Annotated in this window: 17 protein-coding genes; 12 read left to right on the top strand and 5 right to left on the bottom strand. The window is 70.0% G+C overall.

Going from position 1 to position 19,479, the window contains the following annotated elements; translation table 11 throughout:
• Positions 1 to 37: 37 nt before the first annotated feature.
• From EAT49_RS13625 to recN, 9 genes are all read left to right on the top strand, one after another.
• A complete protein-coding gene (locus tag EAT49_RS13625) occupies positions 38 to 337 on the top strand; it encodes a hypothetical protein (protein WP_123642834.1) in 300 nt (99 codons plus the stop codon).
• Positions 318 to 1,289, top strand: coding sequence for a UDP-N-acetylmuramate dehydrogenase (gene murB / locus EAT49_RS13620; protein ID WP_123642833.1), 972 nt, complete (start codon positions 318 to 320; stop codon positions 1,287 to 1,289). The genes EAT49_RS13625 and murB overlap by 20 nt, the downstream gene beginning before the upstream one ends.
• A gap of 114 nt (positions 1,290 to 1,403) precedes the next feature.
• The gene (locus tag EAT49_RS13615) at positions 1,404 to 2,330 is read left to right on the top strand and encodes a D-alanine--D-alanine ligase (RefSeq protein ID WP_123642832.1); all 927 of its coding nucleotides are present in this window, start codon (positions 1,404 to 1,406) and stop codon (positions 2,328 to 2,330) included.
• Positions 2,318 to 3,187: a cell division protein FtsQ/DivIB gene (locus EAT49_RS13610; RefSeq protein ID WP_246003849.1), complete on the top strand. Its 870-nt coding sequence runs from the start codon at positions 2,318 to 2,320 to the stop codon at positions 3,185 to 3,187. The genes EAT49_RS13615 and EAT49_RS13610 overlap by 13 nt, the downstream gene beginning before the upstream one ends.
• A gap of 10 nt (positions 3,188 to 3,197) precedes the next feature.
• Positions 3,198 to 4,532, top strand: coding sequence for a cell division protein FtsA (ftsA, locus tag EAT49_RS13605; protein WP_123642831.1), 1,335 nt, complete (start codon positions 3,198 to 3,200; stop codon positions 4,530 to 4,532).
• Positions 4,533 to 5,063: 531 nt separating this feature from the next.
• Positions 5,064 to 6,599, top strand: coding sequence for a cell division protein FtsZ (gene ftsZ, locus EAT49_RS13600; protein ID WP_123642830.1), 1,536 nt, complete (start codon positions 5,064 to 5,066; stop codon positions 6,597 to 6,599).
• A gap of 176 nt (positions 6,600 to 6,775) precedes the next feature.
• Entirely contained in the window at positions 6,776 to 7,690 is a 915-nt protein-coding gene (gene lpxC / locus EAT49_RS13595; RefSeq protein WP_123642829.1) for a UDP-3-O-acyl-N-acetylglucosamine deacetylase, read from the top strand.
• Positions 7,691 to 7,811: 121 nt separating this feature from the next.
• On the top strand, positions 7,812 to 8,657 hold the full coding sequence (locus EAT49_RS13590; protein WP_123642828.1) for an outer membrane protein assembly factor BamD: 846 nt from the start codon (positions 7,812 to 7,814) through the stop codon (positions 8,655 to 8,657).
• Between the two features lie 36 nt (positions 8,658 to 8,693).
• Positions 8,694 to 10,340 carry a DNA repair protein RecN gene (gene recN / locus EAT49_RS13585; RefSeq protein ID WP_123642827.1) on the top strand — a complete coding sequence of 549 codons (1,647 nt, stop codon included), beginning with the start codon at positions 8,694 to 8,696 and terminating at the stop codon, positions 10,338 to 10,340.
• Positions 10,341 to 10,530: 190 nt separating this feature from the next.
• Here the strand turns inward: recN and EAT49_RS13580 are convergent, their stop codons facing one another.
• The gene (locus EAT49_RS13580; RefSeq protein ID WP_123642826.1) at positions 10,531 to 10,935 is read right to left on the bottom strand and encodes a hypothetical protein; all 405 of its coding nucleotides are present in this window, start codon (positions 10,933 to 10,935) and stop codon (positions 10,531 to 10,533) included.
• 34 nt (positions 10,936 to 10,969) lie between these two features.
• Positions 10,970 to 11,665, bottom strand: a complete 696-nt coding sequence (locus tag EAT49_RS13575; protein ID WP_123642825.1) for a hypothetical protein — start codon at positions 11,663 to 11,665, stop codon at positions 10,970 to 10,972.
• Positions 11,666 to 11,872: 207 nt separating this feature from the next.
• On the opposite strand from EAT49_RS13575, the gene EAT49_RS13570 reads away from it, so the two are divergent.
• Positions 11,873 to 13,504, top strand: a complete 1,632-nt coding sequence (locus EAT49_RS13570) for a chloride channel protein (protein WP_425459529.1) — start codon at positions 11,873 to 11,875, stop codon at positions 13,502 to 13,504.
• A gap of 229 nt (positions 13,505 to 13,733) precedes the next feature.
• Here EAT49_RS13570 and EAT49_RS13565 read toward each other — a convergent pair whose 3' ends face one another.
• From EAT49_RS13565 to cobT, 3 genes are all read right to left on the bottom strand, one after another.
• On the bottom strand, positions 13,734 to 14,075 hold the full coding sequence (locus tag EAT49_RS13565; protein ID WP_123642824.1) for a DUF427 domain-containing protein: 342 nt from the start codon (positions 14,073 to 14,075) through the stop codon (positions 13,734 to 13,736).
• An 88-nt stretch (positions 14,076 to 14,163) separates the two neighbouring features.
• Positions 14,164 to 15,987 (bottom strand): aminopeptidase P family protein, encoded by a 1,824-nt coding sequence (locus tag EAT49_RS13560; protein WP_123642823.1) that lies wholly within the window; start codon positions 15,985 to 15,987, stop codon positions 14,164 to 14,166.
• Between the two features lie 83 nt (positions 15,988 to 16,070).
• On the bottom strand, positions 16,071 to 17,948 hold the full coding sequence (gene cobT, locus EAT49_RS13555) for a cobaltochelatase subunit CobT (RefSeq protein WP_123642822.1): 1,878 nt from the start codon (positions 17,946 to 17,948) through the stop codon (positions 16,071 to 16,073).
• A gap of 108 nt (positions 17,949 to 18,056) precedes the next feature.
• Here cobT and EAT49_RS13550 point away from each other — a divergent pair, with 108 nt between their 5' ends.
• Together EAT49_RS13550 and EAT49_RS13545 are read left to right on the top strand one after the other, a co-directional pair.
• Positions 18,057 to 18,638, top strand: coding sequence for a hypothetical protein (locus tag EAT49_RS13550; RefSeq protein ID WP_123642821.1), 582 nt, complete (start codon positions 18,057 to 18,059; stop codon positions 18,636 to 18,638).
• Between the two features lie 44 nt (positions 18,639 to 18,682).
• Entirely contained in the window at positions 18,683 to 19,477 is a 795-nt protein-coding gene (locus EAT49_RS13545; protein WP_123642820.1) for an alpha/beta fold hydrolase, read from the top strand.
• Positions 19,478 to 19,479 lie beyond the last annotated feature (2 nt).

The raw sequence follows: 19,479 nt of genomic DNA, 5'->3' as shown, positions 1-19,479 counted from the left end.
CCCCGCGCGTCGCGGATCGTCGGCAAGGGAGAGGACCATGGTCTACATCATTCCCGTCATCGGTTTCCTGATCGGCCTTGGCCCGGGCTTCCTGATGGCGCGCAAAGGACAGGCGTGGGCCGCCGCCGTGCTCATCCTCGTCGGGATCGCCGCCGGGGTGTGGATGGTCCTCGAGGGCCGCGCGCAGACCAACGGATGGGACGGCATCGGCTACGGGATCGTCGCGTTCCTGATGATCGCGCCTGCGGTCGCCGGGGTGACCGCCGGGGCGATCTGGGGCCTTGTCGCGCGCAGCCGCAGCGGGCAGAGAGCGCCCCATGACCGCGATACCCCCTGACCTGCTGACCAGTCTGCGCGGACGGCTGACGCCCGACCGGGCGCTCGGGGACCTGACCTGGCTGCGCGTGGGCGGGCCGGCGGACTGGCTTTTTCAGCCGGCGGACCGGGACGACCTTGCCGGGTTCCTCGGCAGGCTGCCGGATGAGGTTCCGGTCTTTCCCATGGGCGTCGGATCGAACCTCATCGTGCGCGACGGCGGCGTCCGGGGCGTGGTAATCCGGCTCGGACGGGGCTTCAACTCGGTCACGGTGGAGGAGGACGGCCGCATCCGCGCGGGCGCGGCGGCGCTCGACGCGCAGGTGGCGAAGAAGGCCGCGGAGGCCGGGCGGGACCTGATCTTCCTGCGCACCATCCCGGGCTCCATCGGTGGCGCCGTGCGGATGAATGCCGGCTGCTACGGCACCTATGTGGCCGACCGGCTGGTGGAGGTCACGGCGGTGACCCGGGACGGGACGGTCACGGTCCTGCCCGCGGAGGCGCTCGGTCTCGCCTACCGGTCCGCAGCCCTGCCCGAGGGCGCCGTGATCGTCGAGGCGCTGTTCGACGCGCCCGAAGGCGATCCCGGAACGCTCGCCGCGGCGATGGAGGAGCAGCTTGCCCGCCGCGATGCCACCCAGCCGACGAAGGACCGCACGGCGGGCTCCACCTTCCGCAACCCGGCGGGGTATTCCTCTACCGGCGCGGCGGACGACAGCCACGAACTCAAGGCCTGGTCGCTGATCGACGCCGCCGGTCTGCGCGGCGCGCGGCTCGGCGGGGCGGTGATGAACGAGAAGCATCCGAACTTCCTCACCAATGCCGGGGGCGCCACTGCCGAGGAGCTTGAATCCTTGGGCGAACTTGTCCGGAAAAGGGTTTACGAGACCTCCGGGCTGACGCTAGAGTGGGAAATCATGAGGGTCGGCGAACCGGCCCCGGACATGGGACGGACCGGCCAGCCGGACATCTGAACCCGAACGGCAGAGCAGCATCCGGTTCAGAGGCAGGGCCGGGCGCACCACGGGAAAATAACTGACGGATCGGCCCCGCCGCGCGGGGACCGGTGCGCGCGAGGCAGTACGAGCATGGGCACAGGCCCTCATGTCGCGGTCCTGAAAGGCGGCCTTTCGGCCGAGCGCGAGGTTTCCCTGTCGTCGGGCCGCGAATGCGCCGCGGCGCTGCGCGAGGCGGGCTTTCGCGTGACCGAGATCGACGCCCGCGCCGACCTGGTGGAGCACCTGCGCGAGACGGCGCCCGATGTGGTCTTCAATGCCCTGCACGGCCGCTGGGGCGAGGATGGCTGCGTGCAGGGCATCCTCGAATGGCTGCGGCTTCCCTATACGCATTCCGGTGTCCTGGCCTCGGCGCTGGCCATGGACAAGGAGCGGACCAAGGCCGTCTACCGCGAGGCGGGACTGCCGGTGGTGCCCTCCGTCCTCGCCACCCGGGCCGAGGTCGAGGCGGATCACGTCATGGCGCCGCCCTATGTCGTCAAGCCCTACAACGAAGGCTCCTCCGTCGGGGTCTACATCGTGGCCGGGGGCGCGAACGCCCCGCCCCACCTGGGCGCGGAGATGCCCGAGGTGGTGATGGTCGAGGCCTTTGCGCCGGGCCGGGAACTGACCACGAGCGTGATCGGGGAGGGCGCCGGAGAGCCTGCGCGGGCGCTGGGCGTCACGGACATCCTGACGGACGGCTGGTACGACTACGAGGCGAAATACGCGGCAGGCGGATCGCGCCATGTGGTCCCCGCCGACATCCCCGAGGACATCGCGGCGGCCTGCGAGGACTACGCGCTTCGCGCCCATGCCGCCCTTGGCTGCCGCGGCGTGTCGCGCACCGATTTCCGCTGGGACGAGGGCCGGGGCCTCGACGGGCTCATCCTTCTGGAGACCAACACCCAGCCCGGCATGACGCCGACCTCGCTGGTGCCCGAACAGGCTGCCCATCGCGGCATCGCCTTTCCCGACCTGTGCCGCTGGATCGTGGAGGACGCCTCGTGCGATCGCTGAGACCCGACCCCGCCCCCTCGCGCTGGCGCTACCGCTACCAGCGCCTGATGCTGACGCCGGGCTTTCGCCGGACGTTGCGGGTGGGCGTTCCGCTTGCGCTGGTGACGCTCCTGGTGGGCGGCTGGCTTGCCCAGGAGAGCAACCGGCTGATGCTCCGGGAGACGGCGCAGCATCTGCGGGAGCAGTTCGAGAACCGGCCCGAGTTCATGGTGGCGGGTCTCGAGATCGACGGCGGGGACGCGGATCTCGAGGCCGAGGTGCGCGACGTGATGCCCGGGGATTTTCCGGTCTCCTCCTTCGATCTCGACCTCGAGGCGATGCGGCTCGCGGTCTCGGCGCTGGACCGTGTCGAGAGCGCGCGGGTGCGGGTGGTTCCGGGCGGCGTGCTCGAGGTCTCGGTGACGCCGAGGGTGCCGGCGGCCGTCTGGCGCGCGCGCGACGGGCTCCGGCTGATCGACGCGGACGGGGTCTTCGTCGCGCCGCTGGCGGCGCGCGCGGACCGGGCGGACCTGCCGCTCGTGGTGGGAGAGGGCGCGCGGGAGGCGCTGGGCGAGGCGCTGGCGCTGACCGAGGCGGCCGCGCCGCTGGCGGCCCGGGTGCGGGGCCTCGTCCGGATGGGCGAGCGGCGCTGGGATCTCGTGCTCGACGAGGGCCAGCGCATCCTTCTGCCGCAGGAGGACCCGGTGCGCGCGCTGGAGCGGGTCCTCGCCATCGACGGCGCCCAGGACCTTCTGGGACGGGACATCGCGGTCGTGGACATGCGCAACGAGGCGCGGCCCACGATCCGGCTCAATCCGGCCGCGGCGGCGGCCTTCAGGAGCTCGGCGGAAGTCCGGGCGAGACAACAGGCAGAATGAGGCAGGGGCGATGAGGGAGCTTTACGAAACCCAGCGGGCGATGCGGAACATGCGCCGGGCGGCCATGCAACGCGGCGTGATCGCGGTGCTCGACGTGGGCACGTCGAAGATCGCCTGCCTGATCCTGCGCTTCGACGGGCCGGAGCGGTTCCGCGAGAGCGACGGGGTGGGGTCCATGGCCGGCCAGTCCGCGTTTCGGGTGATCGGGGCGGCGACGACCCGCTCGCGCGGGGTGAAGTTCGGCGAGATCGCGGCCATGGCCGAGACGGAGCGGGCGATCCGCACGGCGCTGCAGGCGGCGCAGAAGATGGCGCAGGTTCGGGTCGACCACGTCATCGCGAGCTTCGCCGGGGCCCGGCCGCGCAGCTACGGGCTCGACGGGGCGATCGACCTCGCCGGGCAGACCGTGGAGGAGGCCGATATCGGCCGGGTGCTGGCGGCCTGCGACGTGCCGGACTACGGGCCGGGGCGGCATGTGCTCCATGCCCAGCCGGTGAACTTCGCGCTCGACCACAGGACAGGGCTGGCCGATCCGCGCGGGCAGATCGGCAACGAACTGACCTGCGACCTGCATCTGCTGACGGTCGAGGACCTTGCGGTGCAGAACCTCGTCCACGCGGTCGGGCGTTGCGATCTCGACCTCGCGGGGCTGGCCTCGTCGGCCTATGTCTCGGGCATCTCGAGCCTCGTCGAGGACGAGCAGGAGCTGGGCGCGGCCTGCATCGACATGGGCGGCGGGTCCACCGGCATCTCGATCTTCATGAAGAAACACATGATCTACGCCGACAGCGTGCGGCTGGGCGGGGATCACGTCACGTCCGACATTTCGATGGGTCTGCAGATCTCCGCGGCGCAGGCCGAGCGGATGAAGACCTTCTACGGCGGCCTCGTCGCGACGGGTATGGACGACCGCGAGCAGATCGAGATCGGCGGCGAGAGCGGCGACTGGGAGAAGGACCGGCGCCGGGTGAGCCGGGCGGAGCTCATCGGCATCATGCGCCCGCGGGTGGAGGAAATCCTCGAGGAGGTGCGCGCGCGGCTCGATGCGGCGGGGTTCGAGCACCTGCCGAGCCAGCAGATCGTGCTGACGGGCGGCGCGAGCCAGATCCCCGGCCTCGACGGGCTGGCCACGCGCATCCTCGGACAGCAGGTCCGCCTTGGCCGGCCGCTCCGGGTGCAGGGGCTGCCGCAGGCGGCCACCGGCGCGGGCTTCGCCTCGGTGGTGGGGCTGGCCCTTTTCGCGGCGCATCCGCAGGACGAATGGTGGGATTTCGAGATCCCGGCCGAACGCTATCCGGCGCGGTCGTTCAAGCGGGCGGTGAAGTGGTTCAAGGACAATTGGTGAGGGCGCCCCGCGGCCGGGTTCGGACCCGCCACGGGCGGCGGGAACGGGCCTGATCTCCGCGAGTTGCAGGGCCACCGCGCTCTCGCAGCGGACTGCGCCCCGGCGCTCCGCCGGAGCGAGGGCCCATTCCGGTGCCGACGAGATCGAGGAGGAGGTGCGCGCAGGTCCGCCTGAAAAGACGAAACCCGCGTGACCCCGGCGGTCTCCTCTGGTAGGTTTCCCACAGAGTCGTCCACAGGAGAGGCGGCGAGGCAGGCCGGGCAGGGCTAGCCAATATAAGTCAAACACGCCGCCGGGGCGCGATTCCGGCGCCACCTTCGCGTGGCTTCGACATATGGTGTCGGCGGGTCAGGCATCCGCTACAGGTCGGCAGTTAGGCCGGATCTCGCCGAAAAAGCGGTTTTCCACAGCTTATTTTGCGGATTTCGGCTTGATTTGGCGTGACGTTGCACAATTGCGTCGCTAGGATCGGTGATCAGAGGCGCAACATGCCCGACAGGCACGGGCCGACGACAGACAGGCGGACAGACCATGGCACTCAATCTCTCCCTTCCCGAGCACGAAGAGCTCAAGCCTCGGATCACCGTTTTCGGGGTCGGCGGTGCGGGCGGCAACGCTGTCAACAACATGATCGACAAGCAGCTGGAAGGGGTGGAGTTCGTCGTCGCGAACACCGACGCCCAGGCGCTGCAGCAGTCGAACGCCCCGGCCAAGATCCAGATGGGTGTGAAGGTGACCGAGGGGCTGGGCGCGGGCGCCCGCGCCAGCGTCGGCGCCGCGGCGGCCGAGGAGAGCATCGAGCAGATCGTCGACCACCTCGCCGGCGCGCATATGTGCTTCATCACCGCGGGCATGGGCGGGGGCACCGGCACCGGGGCCGCGCCGATCATCGCGCAGGCCGCGCGCGAGCTGGGCGTTCTGACCGTGGGCGTTGTCACCAAGCCCTTCCAGTTCGAGGGCGGCAAGCGTATGAAGCAGGCCGATGCCGGGCTCGAGGCCCTGCAGAAGGTGGTGGACACGCTCATCATCATCCCCAACCAGAACCTGTTCCGGCTCGCCAACGAGCACACGACCTTCACCGAGGCCTTCGCCCTTGCCGACGACGTGCTCTACCAGGGCGTCAAGGGCGTGACCGACCTCATGGTCAAGCCCGGCCTGATCAACCTCGACTTCGCCGACGTCCGGTCGGTCATGGACGAGATGGGCAAGGCGATGATGGGCACCGGCGAGGCCGAGGGCGATCACCGCGCCGTTCAGGCCGCCGAGAAGGCCATCGCCAACCCGCTCCTGGACGAGATCAGCCTCGAGGGCGCCAAGGGCGTGCTCATCAACATCACCGGCGGCTATGACCTGACGCTGTTCGAGCTCGACGAGGCGGCGAACAAGATCCGCGAGAAGGTGGACCCGGACGCCAACATCATCGTGGGGTCCACCCTCGACACCGCCATGGAAGGCCGGATGCGCGTGTCGGTCGTGGCCACCGGCATCGACGCCGTGGCCCGCACCGAGAGCGCGCCGCAGCCGCGCCGCACCGGCGCCCATGCCGTCGCCGCCTCCCGGCCCGCGCCTCAGCCCGAGCCGCGCGACGAGGCCGAGCCCGTCGCCGCTCGCCAGGAGGCGCCAACGCTCTTCGACCGGGACGAGGAAGAGGCGCGCATCGAGGAAGAACTGGCCGAGAACATCTTCGAGGACGAAGCGGAGGACGACGAACTGCCGCCGCCCGCCTATCGCCCGCGCCCGGAGCCCGAAGTCCATGCGGAGCCCGAGACCTTCGTGGCGCCCCGGTCCACCGCCGGCCAGCCGAGCCCCGAAACCATGGCCCGGCTCCAGGCCGCCGCCGCGCGCAGCCCGGCCCAGACCGCCCCGGCGCCCGCCGCGGACGAGGAGCGTCCCCGGTTCGGTGTCGGCTCGCTCATCAACCGGATGAAGGGTCAGCAGGCCGAGGCTCCCGCCGCCCGGCGTCAGCCGCAGGTCACCTCGTTCCGCAAGGAAGCCGAGGAGCCGCAGCACGATCCCGAGCAGGAGCGCATCGAAATCCCCGCCTTCCTGCGTCGTCAGGCCAACTGAGCCCGTTTCGGCGAACGCATCGGAGAAGGGGTCGCCCAGGCGGCCCCTTTTTCTTTGCGGCCAAGGCGTTGCGCTCGGGCCGCTCACGCGGGCGCGATGTTGCAGTCGGTTGCAAAGAGTGAGTTGAGGCGCCCCGCCCCCGACATTACCTCGGTGGCAACAAGAAGGACGACCTCGTGCAGACAACCCTCGCCAGACCTCTGACCCTGCGCGGCGCAGGCCTCCACTTCGGCCAGCCTGCCACGGTGACGCTCTGTCCCGCCCCGGCGGGGCAGGGGATCGTGTTCGAGCGGGTCGACCTGGGCCGCGCCCGTATCCCGGCGCTATGGGACCGGGTCGAGCAGTCGCCCCTGATGACCCGCATCGTCGGAGAGGGCGGGGCGTCGGTCGCCACGATCGAGCATCTGATGGCGGCCCTGGCCGGGTGCGGCGTGCATGACGCGACGGTGCGGATCGACGGGCCGGAGGTGCCGATCCTCGACGGCTCCGCCGCGCCCTTCGTCGCGGCGATCCGGGACGCGGGCGTGATCCGCCGCCCCGGCGCGCTGACCGTGTGGCGCGTGCTGCGGCCGGTCGAGGTGACGAGGGGCGACGCCTCGGCGCGGCTCGAGCCCGCGGATTGCGCCGCCATCGACTTCGAGATCGACTTTCCGGATGCCGCCATCGGACGCCAGTCGAAGCGGCTGGTGATGGGCAGAGATACGTTCGGGCGGGAACTCGCCGATGCGCGGACCTTCTGCCGCGAGGCCGATATCCTCGAGATGCAGGCGGCAGGCCGCGCCCTTGGCGGGACCTATGACAATGCGGTGGTGGTCGACGGCGCGCGGGTGCTGAGCCCGGGCGGCTGGCGGCGCCGGGACGAGGCGGTCCGGCACAAGATGCTCGACGCGCTGGGCGATCTCGCCCTTGCCGGCGCGCCGATCCTCGGGCGCTATACCGGCGTGCGCGCGGGCCATGCGCTGACCAACGCGCTCCTGCGCAAGCTCTTCGCCACGCCCGGCGCGGTCGATCCGGTGGCCTGTCCGGCCAGCCTGCTGTCGCGGTTGCCGCATCTGTCCGCCCCGGCGGTCGCGGTCCGGGCCGTGGCCTGATCTCCACCTCTGGCTGCGCTTCGGTCAAAAGGCGTTTTGCCCGGTAAACAGCTGTGCTAGACCGTCCCCAACCCGAACGGGGACACCATGCGCGATCATGGGCAGGAGCAGGGGATATCCGATGGCGGCAGGAGGGGCGAAGCGCGTTGCAGCGGTACTCGCGGCTTGCGGGCTGCTCGCGGGCTGCGGCGGAGGCGGGTTCAGCCCGCGCGCCCCGGAGGTGATGGAGGCCTATACCGCGCCGGAGATCTTCGAACGGGCGGAATTCGAGATGGCGCGCGACCGGTTCGACGACGCGGCCTTCTATTTCGGCGAGGTCGAGCGTCTTTATCCCTATTCCGAATGGGGCCGCCGCGCGCTGATCATGCAGGCCGCGGCCTATCACCAGGACCGGGACTACGAGAACGCCCGCGCCGCGGCGCAGAGGTTTCTGGACTTCTTCCCCGCCGATCCCGATGCCGCCTATGCGCAGTACCTGCTCGCGCTCAGCTTTTACGACCAGATCGACGAGGTGGGCCGGGACCAGGGGCTGACCTTCCAGGCGCTGCAGGCGCTGCGGGTGGTGATCGAGCGATACCCTGACAGCCAGTATGCCGAACCGGCGATCCTGAAGTTCGACCTGGCCTTCGACCATCTCGCGGCCAAGGAGATGGAGGTCGGGCGGTTCTACCTCGGCCGGCAGCACTACGCCGCCTCGGTGAACCGGTTCCGGGTGGTGGTGGAGGATTTCCAGACCACCTCCCACACTGCCGAGGCGCTGCACCGGCTGGTGGAGGCCTACCTGTCTCTCGGCCTCGTCGAGGAGGCGCAGACGGCGGGCGCGATCCTCGGCTACAATTACCAGGCGACGGAATGGTACGAGGCGAGCTTTGCGCTGCTGACGGGCCAGGGCCTCGAGATGCGCGCCATGGGCGACAACTGGCTGAACGCGATCTACCGCCAGGTGGTGCGCGGCGAATGGATCTGAGGGGCGGTGGGTTGAAGACCCACCCTACGGCGGATCATGCTCCGGTCGCTTGAAATCCGGGACATCCTGATCATCGACCGGCTGGCGCTCGAGTTCCAGCCGGGTCTCAACGTCCTGACCGGCGAGACCGGCGCGGGCAAGTCGATCCTGCTCGACGCGCTGGGGTTCGTGCTGGGCTGGCGCGGGCGGGCGGACCTCGTGCGCGCGGGCGCGGAGCAGGGCGAGGTCACGGCGAGCTTCGACCTGCCCGAGGGCCATCCCTGCCGCGAGGTGCTGGAGGAGGCCGGGATCGGCGCCGAGGAGGAGGAGCTCCTGCTGCGGCGGGTGACCACGCAGGGGGGCCGCAAGACGGCCTGGGTCAACGGCAGCCGGGTGCCCGCCGAGGTGCTGCGGCAGCTGTCGGAGCGGCTGGTGGAACTGCACGGCCAGCATGACGACCGGGGCCTTCTGAACCCCCGCGGGCACCGGGCGCTGCTCGACGCCTTCGGAGGCCTCGACACCGGCCCGCTGCGGGCGGCGTGGCGGGCGCGGCGGGAGGCGGCGGCGCGGCTCGACGCGGCAAGGCAGGCGGCCGAGGCGCTGCGCGAGGAGGAGGAGACGCTGCGCGCCTGGGTGGCCGAGCTCGAGGCGGTGGCGCCCGAGGCGGGCGAGGAGGAGGCGCTGGACCGGCAGCGGCGGCTGATGAAGGACAGCCGCGGCCTGCAGGAGCGGCTCGCAGAGGCGGAGGCGGCGCTGTCGGAGGAGGGGATCGAGCCGTTCCTCAACACCGCGCGCCGGGCGCTGGAGCGGGTGGCGGAGCGGGCGGAGGGGGCGCTGGATGCCGCGCTCGAGGCGCTCGACCGGGCGTTCGACCGGCTGGGGGACGTGCAGGCGGAGGTGGCGCGGTTCCGCGAGGGGCTCGACTTCGACCCCTTCGCGCTGGAGCGGGTGGAGGACCGGCTCCATGCGATCCGCGACCTGTCGAGAAAGCACGGGGTCCTGCCGGACGAGCTGCCGGCGCTGGCGGAGGAGCTGGCGGGGCGGCTTCAGGCGCTGGATGCGTCGGAGGGGGATCTGAAGCGGCTCGGCGAGGAGGCGCGGGCGGCGGAGGGGGCCTACGGGGCGCTGGCCTCGTCGCTCTCTGGCGAGCGCGCCTCGGCGGCGGCGGAGCTCGAGCGGAGGATGGCCGAGGAGCTGGCGCCGCTGAAGATGGAGCGGGCGGCCTTCACGGTGGAGGTCGCGCCGGGCGAGGCGGGGCCGGAGGGGCGGGACTCGGTGACCTTCCTCGTGGCGACCAATCCGGGCGCGCCGGCGGGGGCGCTGGGGAAGATCGCCTCGGGGGGCGAGCTGTCGCGGTTCCTGCTGGCGCTGAAGGTCTGCCTGACCCGGGGCGTGGACGGGCTCACGCTGATCTTCGACGAGATCGACCGGGGCGTCGGCGGGGCGACGGCGGCGGCGGTGGGGCGCCGGCTGGCGCGGCTGGCGGCGGCGGGGCAGGTGCTGGTGGTCACCCATTCGCCGCAGGTGGCGGCGCTGGGGCAGCATCACTGGCGGGTCGAGAAGCGGCAGGGGGCGGCGGAGACGCTGACGAACGTGGCCCCTCTGGATGCGGGGGCGCGGGTGGACGAGATCGCGCGGATGCTCTCGGGGGACACCCTGACCGAGGCGGCCCGGGAGGCCGCGCGGGCGCTGATGACGGGCTGATCCGGGGAGCCGGGGCCGCGTTACACGATGAAACGGCCGGCAGGTCTCTGATATTGCTGGGGAAAAGGGTTAATGCGCTGATTGGGGGCGTTGGGGGGAGGCTTGGGTTGGGTTTTTGGTGGGGCTTCGCGCGGGGCTCCGCCCCGCACCCCGGGATATTTTTGGCCAGAAAAGTGACGATTCGCGGTATTTATGCTGATCTTCTTTTTGACAGTTCGCGCAGATTTGAAAAATTGAGGCTCAGGGAGTTCCGATAGAATACAGAGGAGGCTCCATTGTATTTTCGAGCTGCATCTCTTGGTGTCTTGATGGATTGATCTTCAATTATTGCGCAGCAGAGACGCAAATTGTTGATTGCCGACATGGATTGACGAAGCGCTTCAAATTGACCGGCCCCTTGGTAGTTCTTGTAGTGTCGAATTGAGATTTGAGAAACGCCGACGGTAATTGTGGACACGTCACGGCGAAGTGCAATTAGACCGAGAACATACAGGTATTCGACGAGGCGATGACTCCATGGTCGGAACTTCATTTCAGTTAGAGTGATGGAAGCCGCCAGTATCCGGGTCTGAACACTGAAATCATCAAGCTTCATTGCCAGGTCTAGGACCTGTAGGTTTCGTCTGTTTCTAGTCATTATTGGTATCTGCTACTGGTCTTGCAGTCCCGTAGGTTAGGCGCCAAGGGATCAAGAATCCCAATACGGCCACAAACAGTATTCCAATTCCGATCTCAAAAATTATGAAGTCTAGTATGCCATTGAAGACTTCGGTCATTCCGCCCACCGAGTGCTTGTCGGCTATCCAAGCGAGGGACCGCGAGTAGAAGGTAAGGATGGCGATCCAGTAGCAGGAATAAATAAATGCGATATATGATATTGGCACCACTGATGTGACTGTATATGTCCAGCGCAGATCATAAAGTGACCATATCAGAAGTGCGCCCTTTACAATGGCCAGAGTGTAAAGGAACTGTGTATTCTGCGCATCACTCAAGAAGAGGAAACTAAAGATTGCGGTCAGAAACGGGCTAATTGTCATTGTTAGGATGAGCGAAATCACTGATATCCAAATTATCCGGATCCTTGCATTCTTGACCTCAGAGTCTTTGAATGGGCCTCCAACGATATGATAGTGATCCTCATCAAAGTATCTAGCGCAAAGCTCATCGGAGTACCCATAAGGAAAGAAGGCAAAGTATATTGGAACATAGAGACGGCGCGTGATGCGCCGATATAGTATCGGCAGGTCGAAGACTAGATATGCAATGGCGCAAGGTAGCAATGCGTACTCAAACCTCCACACCTCTTCCAGAAAGGCTAGCATTTCAAATCTCCGACAAGTCCAACGGCCCTAAAGTTCAACTGAAGCTAAACGCAACACGCATGGTAATGGTAGTGGTACGAGTTCCCCCCACCTTGCCCACCCCCCGCCACAGGCGTAACCCCGACCGCACCAGATGACCCAACCCAAAGACCGGGAGCGGAGGTGCCAAAGACCCTGACGGAGCGGCTGGATGGGGCGCGGGGCTCGCTGGGGCGGGGGCTGGGGGATGTCGCGCGGAGGGGGCCTCCGGCAGTGGCGTTCTGGCTGGTGGCGCTCGGCATCGGGATCGCGGCGGGGCTGGCGGCGCTGCTGTTCCGGATGGGGATCGAGCGGCTGCAGGCCTGGATCTACGGCACGGACGACATCCTGACGCTGCACAGCTTTGCCGCGGGGCTCGACTGGTACTGGGTGCTGCTGGCGCCGGTGGCGGGGGGGCTCGCGGTGGGGCTGCTGCTGCACTGGTTCACCGACGACGGGCGGGTGCGCTCGGTCGCGGACGTGATCGAGGGGGCGGCGCTGACGGAAGGGCGGGTGGAGACGAAGCGGGGCCTCGTCTCGGCGCTGGCCTCGCTGATCACGCTGTCCTCGGGGGGCTCGACGGGCCGCGAGGGACCGGTGGTGCATATCGCGGCCGTCATCTCCACCTATGTCGCGCGCGCGCTGAAGGCGGACGGGGTGACGGGGCGGGACCTTCTGGGCTGTGCCGTGGCGGCGGCGGTCTCCGCGAGTTTCAACGCGCCCATCGCCGGGGCGCTCTTCGCCATGGAGGTGGTGCTGCGGCATTTCGCGATGCACACGTTTGCGCCCATCGTGATCGCCTCGGCCGCCGGCACGGTGATCAACCGGCTGGCCTATGGGGGTGTCACGGAGTTCAGCCTGCCGGCGCAGAACATCCTCGAGTTCTACGTGGAGTTGCCGGCCTTCCTGATGCTGGGGCTGGTGTCGGGGGTGGTGGCGGCGGTGCTGATGCGCGCGATCTTCTGGACGGAGGACCTCGGAGACGCGGTGCAGGCGAGGGCGGGGTTGCCGCGCTGGGTGAGGCCCGCGGCGGCGGGGCTGCTCCTCGGCGCGCTGGCGATCCCGTTTCCGCATGTGATCGGGGTGGGCTACGAGACGACCTCGCTGGCACTGACGGGGGGGCTGCTCCTTCACGAGGCGGTGGTGTTCACGGTCGTCAAGGTGGCGGCGGTGGCGATCACCATGGGGGGCCGCATGGGGGGCGGGGTGTTCTCCCCCTCGCTCATGGTGGGGGCGCTGACGGGGCTCGCGTTCGGGCTGATGGCGACGGCGGTGTTTCCGGATGTCTCGGGGGAGGGGACGCTCTATGCGCTGGCGGGCATGGGGGCGGTGGCGGCGGCGGTGCTGGGCGCGCCGATCTCCACGACGCTGATCGTCTTCGAGCTGACGGGGGACTGGCAGACGGGGCTCGCGGTGATGGTGTCGGTGTCGATCTCCACCGCGCTGGCGAGCCGGCTCGTGTCGCGCTCGTTCTTCCTGACGCAGCTGGAGAGAAGGGGGGTAAGGCTGGCGGCGGGGCCGCAGGCGTATCTGCTCGGCACCTTCGAGGTGGAGAGCGTGATGCGGGGGATGGAGGCGCCGAGGGCGGCGCCGGAGGAGGCCTGCTGGGCGATGATCGGGGAGGGGACCTATCTCGACCGGACCGCCACGCTGGAGCAGGCGATGCCGCTTTTCGAGAAGACGAACGCGGTGTTCATCCCGGTGGTGAAGCTGGGCGGCGGGGACCGGCCGCCGCAGCTGAGGGGGGCGCTGTTCCAGGTGGACGCGTTGAGGGCCTACAACCGGGCGCTGGCGGCGACGGCGGCGGAGGAGCATTCGTGAGGGGGGCGTGGGGGTGGGTTGGAAACCCACCCTACGGGTCGGGGTGGACGGTGCGCTTGAACGCCCTCCGACACCTGGGCGCTGGCGACGGCGGCGGAGGAGCATTCGTGAGGGGGCGTGGGGTGGGTTGGAAACCCACCCTACGGGTCGGGGTGGACGGTGCGCTTGAACGCGCGCCTTGCGGGTGGTGCGGGGTCGGCGTGACCGCTCAACCGACCGGTTTCGGGGGTCAGACCTGCTCGACGGCCACGGTGGAGGTGTAGAAGGCGAGGTGGCCCGCGATCTCGGCGACGCCGTCCTTCGGGGACTCGTAGGACCAGGCGGCGTCCTTGAGGGGGCCGGATTTGCCCTGGATCGTGAAGTAGCGCGCCTCGCCCTTGTGGGGGCAGGTGGAGGAGGTCTCGGAGGGCTCGAGGAAGGCCATCGCGATGTCGTCGCGGGGGAAGTAGATGACGGGCGTGTAGTCGCCCTCGGCCAGTTCCAGCGCGCGGTCGCTTTCGCCGATCACCGCACCCCCGGCCCTGATCACCCAGGTGCCGGTCGCGGGGCGTATCTTGATGTGGTCGGCCATGAGCCATCCCCCTTCTCTTCGGTTCGCATGGAGCGGGTCCCGCGGTGCGGGCACCCTGAACGCGTTACGGTGACAGATCCGTGACAGGTCAGCCCCGAGCGGCGGCCGCGCCAAGCGGGGCGCAGGCGGCCGTCAGCCAGTCGCGGGCCCCGCCGTCGAGACGCGGGGCGATGTGCGCGACAGTATCCGCATGGTAGCGGTCTATCCAGCCCCTCTCTTCGTCCGAGAGCAGCGCGGTGTCGATCAGGCGGCGGTCGAAGGGCACCCAGGTGAGGGTCTCGAACTCGAGCATCTCGCGCAGGTCGCCGCCGGGCAGCGGGGCCGCCTCGCGCACGGCGATCAGGTTCTCGATGCGGATGCCGAAGGCGCCCTCGCGGTAGTAGCCGGGCTCGTTCGACAGGATCATTCCGGGCTCGAGCGGCACCACGGAGCGGCGGGAGAGGCCCTGCGGCCCCTCGTGAACCGAGAGATAGGCGCCGACGCCGTGGCCCGTGCCGTGGTCGTAGTCGCGGCCCCGCATCCAGAGCGCCACGCGCGCCAGCGCGTCGAGGTCGCGGCCTGCGACGCCCTTGGGAAAGCGGGCGCGGGAAATGGCGATCATGCCCTTGAGGACGAGGGTGTAGCAGGTCCGCTCCTCCTCGCCGGGCGGGCCGATGGCGATGGTGCGGGTGATGTCTGTGGTGCCGTCCATGTACTGCCCGCCCGAATCCACCAGCAGGAGCTCGCCCGCGCGGACGGCGCGGTTGGTGGCCTCGGTCACGCGGTAATGGACGATGGCGCCGTGTTCGCCGGCGCCCGCGATGGTGTCGAAGCTGATGTCGCGGAGCGCGTTCGTGTCGCGGCGGAAGCCCTCGAGTGCGCGGACCACGTCGATCTCGGTCAGCGCGCCCCCGGGAGCAGTCTCGTCGAGCCAGTGGAGAAAGCGCGCCATGGCGGCGCCGTCGCGGAGCTGGGCGGCGCGGGCGCCGGCGATCTCTGCGGGGGTCTTGCAGGCGCGGGGGAGGGCGCAGGGGTCCTCGTCCTCGGCGATGGCGATGCCCGCCTCGGCGAGCCGGTCGGCGAGGGCCTGGGGCGCCGTGGCGGGGGCGAGGCGGACCGGGCCTTCTTCTGCCGCGAGATCGTCGAGGAAGGCCGATTTCGGCCGGATCGCCACATCGGGGCCGAGGCGGGCGGTGAGGCCCTCGGCCTGGCCTTCGGTGCAATGGAGCGTCGCGGTGCCGTCCGCGCGCAGGATCGCGAAGCAGAGCGGCACCGGGTTGCGGGGAATGTCGCTGCCGCGGATGTTGAGGAGCCAGGCGATCCCGTCGGGCTGGGTCAGGGCGGCGGCGGCATGGCCGGCCTTGGCGAGGGTCTCGCCCAGGCGGTTGCGCTTCGAGGCGGAGGTTTCGCCGGCCATGTCGTCGGGGTAGACGGCGATCGGCTCCGCGGGCGGGGCTGGCCGGTCCTGCCAGAGCCGGTCCACGGGGTTGGCGATGGCGCGCAGGGTGATGCCCCGGGGGCCGAGATCCTTTCGCAGGGCCGCAACCTCGCGCAGGGTGTGGAGCCAGGGGTCGAAGCCCAGGACGGCGCCCGAGGGCAGCCGTTCGGAGAGCCAGTCCGCGAGCTTCGTCTCGGGCCAGGGGACGGGGGTGACGGTGCCCGAGTCGGTCTCGGACCGGGCCTGCACGCGATAGCGGCCGTCGACGAAGAGCCCGGCCTCCGTCCCCGTGACGGCGCAGAAGCCCGCGGACCCGGTGAAGCCGGTGAGCCATTTCAGCCGGGCGTCGCAGGGGGCCACATATTCGCCCTGATGCGCGTCGGCGCGGGGAATGAGCACGGCGTCGAGGCCCTCCTCGGCCATCAGCCCGCGCAGGGCCGCGATCCGGGGCGGGCCCTGGTCGGGGGAGGCGGTGGTCTCGAAGGTCTGGAACACGGGGGGCCTGCCTTTCCTTGCGGACGCGGGATGCGCGGCCACCCTCTGCCTTGCGGGTCCGGAAGTCCAGAAACCGCCTGCGCTCAGGCCACCTTCCTCATCCCCAGAACCCGCGCGCGCTTGCGGGGGTCCTTGTCGAACAGGCCGGCGAGCTGTTCGGTCATGGCGCCGGCGAGCTGTTCGACATCGGTGATGGTCACCGCGCGCTGGTAATAGCGGGTGACGTCATGGCCGATGCCGATGGCGATGAGTTCGACGGCGCGGCGGCGCTCGACCATGGCGATCACGTCGCGCAGGTGCTTTTCGAGATAGTTGGCCGGGTTCACCGAGAGGGTGGAATCGTCCACCGGCGCGCCGTCGGAGATGACCATGAGCACCTTGCGCTGCTCGGGCCGCACGAGGAGGCGGCGGTGCGCCCATTCGAGGGCCTCGCCGTCGATGTTCTCCTTCAGGAGCCCCTCCTTCATCATCAGGCCGAGGTTCTCGCGGCAGCGGCGCCAGGGCGCGTCGGCGGATTTGTAGATGATGTGGCGCAGGTCGTTGAGGCGCCCGGGCGCGGCGGGCCGGTCGGCGGCGAGCCAGGCCTCGCGGGCCTTGCCGCCCTTCCAGGCGCGGGTGGTGAAGCCGAGGATCTCCACCTTCACGTCGCAGCGTTCCAGCGTGCGGGCGAGCACGTCGGCGCAGATCGCGGCGATGGAGATGGGGCGGCCGCGCATGGAGCCCGAGTTGTCCAAGAGCAGCGTCACCACGGTGTCGCGGAATTCCATGTCCTTCTCGACCTTGAAGGAGAGCGGCGTCGTCGGGTTGGCCACGACGCGGGCGAGGCGGCCGGCGTCGAGGATGCCTTCCTCGCGGTCGAATTCCCAGGAGCGGGACTGTTTCGCCTGGAGGCGGCGCTGGAGCTTGTTCGCCAGACGGCCCACGGCGCCCTTCAGCGGCTCGAGCTGCTGGTCGAGGTAGGCGCGCAGGCGCTCGAGTTCCACCGGCTCGGCAAGGTCCTCGGCACCGATCTCCTCGTCATGGGTGTCGGAAAAGACGGTGTAGTTCGGGTCGGCCTCGGAATGGGGCGGGGGCGGCGGCGGCTCGGTCGGCGCCTCGCCCTCGGGCATCTCGGTTTCCTCGGCGAATTCGGCATCGGCCATGTCGTCGAGGTTCACCTGGGCCTGGGACTGGTCCTGTTCCTGGTCCTGCGCGCTTTCGGGCGAGGCGTCCATGTCCTCGCTCTCGTCCTCGCCGTCCTCGCTGGCGTCGTCGGGGCTTTCGTCCTCTTCGGAGCTTTCGGCGGTCTCCTCCTCGTCCTCGTCGGGGGCATCGGGATCGTCGCCGAGCTGGTCGCCGTAGCCCATGTCCTCGATCAGCTTGCGCGCCATGCGGGCGAAGGCCTGCTGGTCGGCGAGGCAGTCGTCGAGCGCGCCCAGCGTTTCGCCGCAGCTTTCCTCGATGAAGCCGCGCCAGAGGTCCATGACGTTGGCCGCGCCCTCGGGGAGGGGGCGGCCGGTGGCGAGGTGGCGGATGAGGTATCCGGCGGCGGCGGCCAGCGGCGCCTCGGCCTTGTCGCGGATCTGGGCATAGCCCTTGCGGCGGGCCTCGGCGCCGATCCGGGCATCGATGTTGCCGGCGGTGCCGGGCATCCGCTCGGCGCCCAGGGCCTCCACCCTGGCCGATTCCATGGCCTCGTAGAGGTCGCGGGCGAGCTGGCCCTCGGGCATGTAGCGCGCGGCGACGCGGGGGTCGTGGTAGCGGTGGCGCAGCGCGTAGCCGTCCGCCGTGCCGCGCGCCAGCAGCACCTCGTCCCGGGTGAGGCGGCGGCTGACCTGCGGCAGGCGTAGACCGTCGGAGGACTGGCCGGGCGGGTCGACCGAATAGGTGACGCCGAGCTCCGGATCGTCGGCGAGCACGCGGGTCGCCTCGGCGAGGGCCTTCTTGAACGGTTCGGCGGGATTGTCGGCGGACTTGGTCATCGCTCAGACATCGGTCAAGGCGGGGCGGTTGGCAAGGGCCGGAACATCGCTGCGCGCGCGCCGGTTCCGGGGGCGAGGGGATGCTCGAGACGACCGGAGGAGATCGTGATGACGCGTCTGAACCCCATTCTGGCGGGCGGGACGGCCCTGATGCTGTCCGTGGCGCCCGTGCTGGCGCAGACCGACGAGGCCACGGACGGCGACGCGCAGGTGGGCGGGCCGCCCACGGCGCAGGCGATCCGGGAGGCCGACGCGCCCGACATCGGCGAGACGGACCCGGTGAACGAGACCGCGCGGACCGAGATCGGCGGGACCATCGCGCAGGAGATCGAGAGCTTCGCGCGGCTGATCTATGACAGCGGGTATCGCGCCGGCTACGAAGAAGGGCTGCGGGACGCGCAGGAGGCCATCGTCACCGAGATGCGCCTGCGCGCCGAGCGGGAGCAGCATGGCGTGAGCGACCTGCCGGAGGCCGGCGAGGACGGCCAGAACGGCGCCGGCGCCTCGGCGGAGGAGACCGGCGTCTCGGGGAGTGCTGCGCGGTCCGGAGACGCGACCGCCGCGGAGGGAGAGATGCGCGTGGAGCGGACCGAGGGCGGCGGCACGGTGATCGTCCTGCCGCCGGGGGTCAGCCCGGACGAGTTCCTGTCCCTGATGATGCGGCGGTCGGGCGGCACCGGGCAGAACTGAGGCCGCTTGCGGGGCGCGGGGGGCAAGGCTAGCCTCCCGCGGCCATGCCGACCTTTCACCATGACCCGGGCGATGCCCTGATCCATTACGGCCGCACCGGGCCTGACGGGCCGCCCGTGTTGTGCCTGCCGGGGCTGGGGACGCGCTCGGCCTATCTGGCGGGGCTTGCCGGGCGGCTCGGGCGGGGACTGGTGCTGCTGGATTTCCCGGGGACCGGACAGAGCGAGCCGCTGAGGGGCCTGCGCCACGATCCGGCCACGCTGGCAGAGGTGGTGATCGCCCTGATCCTCGAGATCGGGGAGGGGGCGGTCGATGTCTTCGGGCACAGTCTCGGCGGGACGGTGGCCTGTCTCGTGGCGGAGCGGCGGCCCGATCTGGTGGGCACGCTGATCGTGGGCGAGGGCAATTTCGCGCCGGGGGGCGGGGCGGCTTCCTCGGCCATCGCGGCGCAGGACGTGGAGGCGTTCGTGGCGCGGGGCTTTGCCGAGCGGCAGGCGAAGCTGCGCGCGAGGGCGCTGGAGGGCGACAGGCTCGCCGCGGCGATCCATGCCGCGTGCCGGGGCGACGATCCGCGCGCGTTGCACGAGATGGCGGCGGGGCTGGTGGACCTCGCGCCAGGGGTGCGGGAGGCCTTTCTTGCCCATCCAGGGAAGCGGGTGTTCGTCTATGGCGAGACGACCTTTCCGGGGGGCGATCCGGCGCGCGTGACGCCCGATGCGCCGGACCCCGCCCCGCTCGAGGCGGCGGGGGCGCTGATCGAGGTGGTGCCGGGCGCCGGGCACCTGATGCCGGTGGAGGCGCCCGAGGCCACGGCGGAGGTCCTCGCGCGGCATCTCTGACG

The sequence above is a fragment of the Histidinibacterium lentulum genome, from assembly GCF_003789055.1.
Lineage (GTDB): Bacteria > Pseudomonadota > Alphaproteobacteria > Rhodobacterales > Rhodobacteraceae > Oceanicola > Oceanicola lentulus.
The sequence above is the reverse complement of the archived record's forward strand: the minus strand, read 5'-3'. Positions and strand labels throughout refer to the sequence as shown.

Excerpts from the sequence above, each read along its gene's own strand:
- EAT49_RS13590 (WP_123642828.1), top strand. The coding sequence starts at position 7,812 with ATGGCGGCAGGAGGGGCGAAGCGCGTTGCAGCGGTACTCGCGGCTTGC.
- EAT49_RS13575 (WP_123642825.1), bottom strand. The coding sequence starts at position 11,665 with ATGCTAGCCTTTCTGGAAGAGGTGTGGAGGTTTGAGTACGCATTGCTA.
- recN (WP_123642827.1), top strand. The coding sequence starts at position 8,694 with ATGCTCCGGTCGCTTGAAATCCGGGACATCCTGATCATCGACCGGCTG.
- EAT49_RS13580 (WP_123642826.1), bottom strand. The coding sequence starts at position 10,935 with ATGAAGCTTGATGATTTCAGTGTTCAGACCCGGATACTGGCGGCTTCC.
- ftsA (WP_123642831.1), top strand. The coding sequence starts at position 3,198 with ATGAGGGAGCTTTACGAAACCCAGCGGGCGATGCGGAACATGCGCCGG.
- murB (WP_123642833.1), top strand. The coding sequence starts at position 318 with ATGACCGCGATACCCCCTGACCTGCTGACCAGTCTGCGCGGACGGCTG.
- cobT (WP_123642822.1), bottom strand. The coding sequence starts at position 17,948 with ATGACCAAGTCCGCCGACAATCCCGCCGAACCGTTCAAGAAGGCCCTC.
- EAT49_RS13545 (WP_123642820.1), top strand. The coding sequence starts at position 18,683 with ATGCCGACCTTTCACCATGACCCGGGCGATGCCCTGATCCATTACGGC.
- EAT49_RS13625 (WP_123642834.1), top strand. The coding sequence starts at position 38 with ATGGTCTACATCATTCCCGTCATCGGTTTCCTGATCGGCCTTGGCCCG.
- EAT49_RS13565 (WP_123642824.1), bottom strand. The coding sequence starts at position 14,075 with ATGGCCGACCACATCAAGATACGCCCCGCGACCGGCACCTGGGTGATC.
- EAT49_RS13615 (WP_123642832.1), top strand. The coding sequence starts at position 1,404 with ATGGGCACAGGCCCTCATGTCGCGGTCCTGAAAGGCGGCCTTTCGGCC.
- ftsZ (WP_123642830.1), top strand. The coding sequence starts at position 5,064 with ATGGCACTCAATCTCTCCCTTCCCGAGCACGAAGAGCTCAAGCCTCGG.
- EAT49_RS13550 (WP_123642821.1), top strand. The coding sequence starts at position 18,057 with ATGACGCGTCTGAACCCCATTCTGGCGGGCGGGACGGCCCTGATGCTG.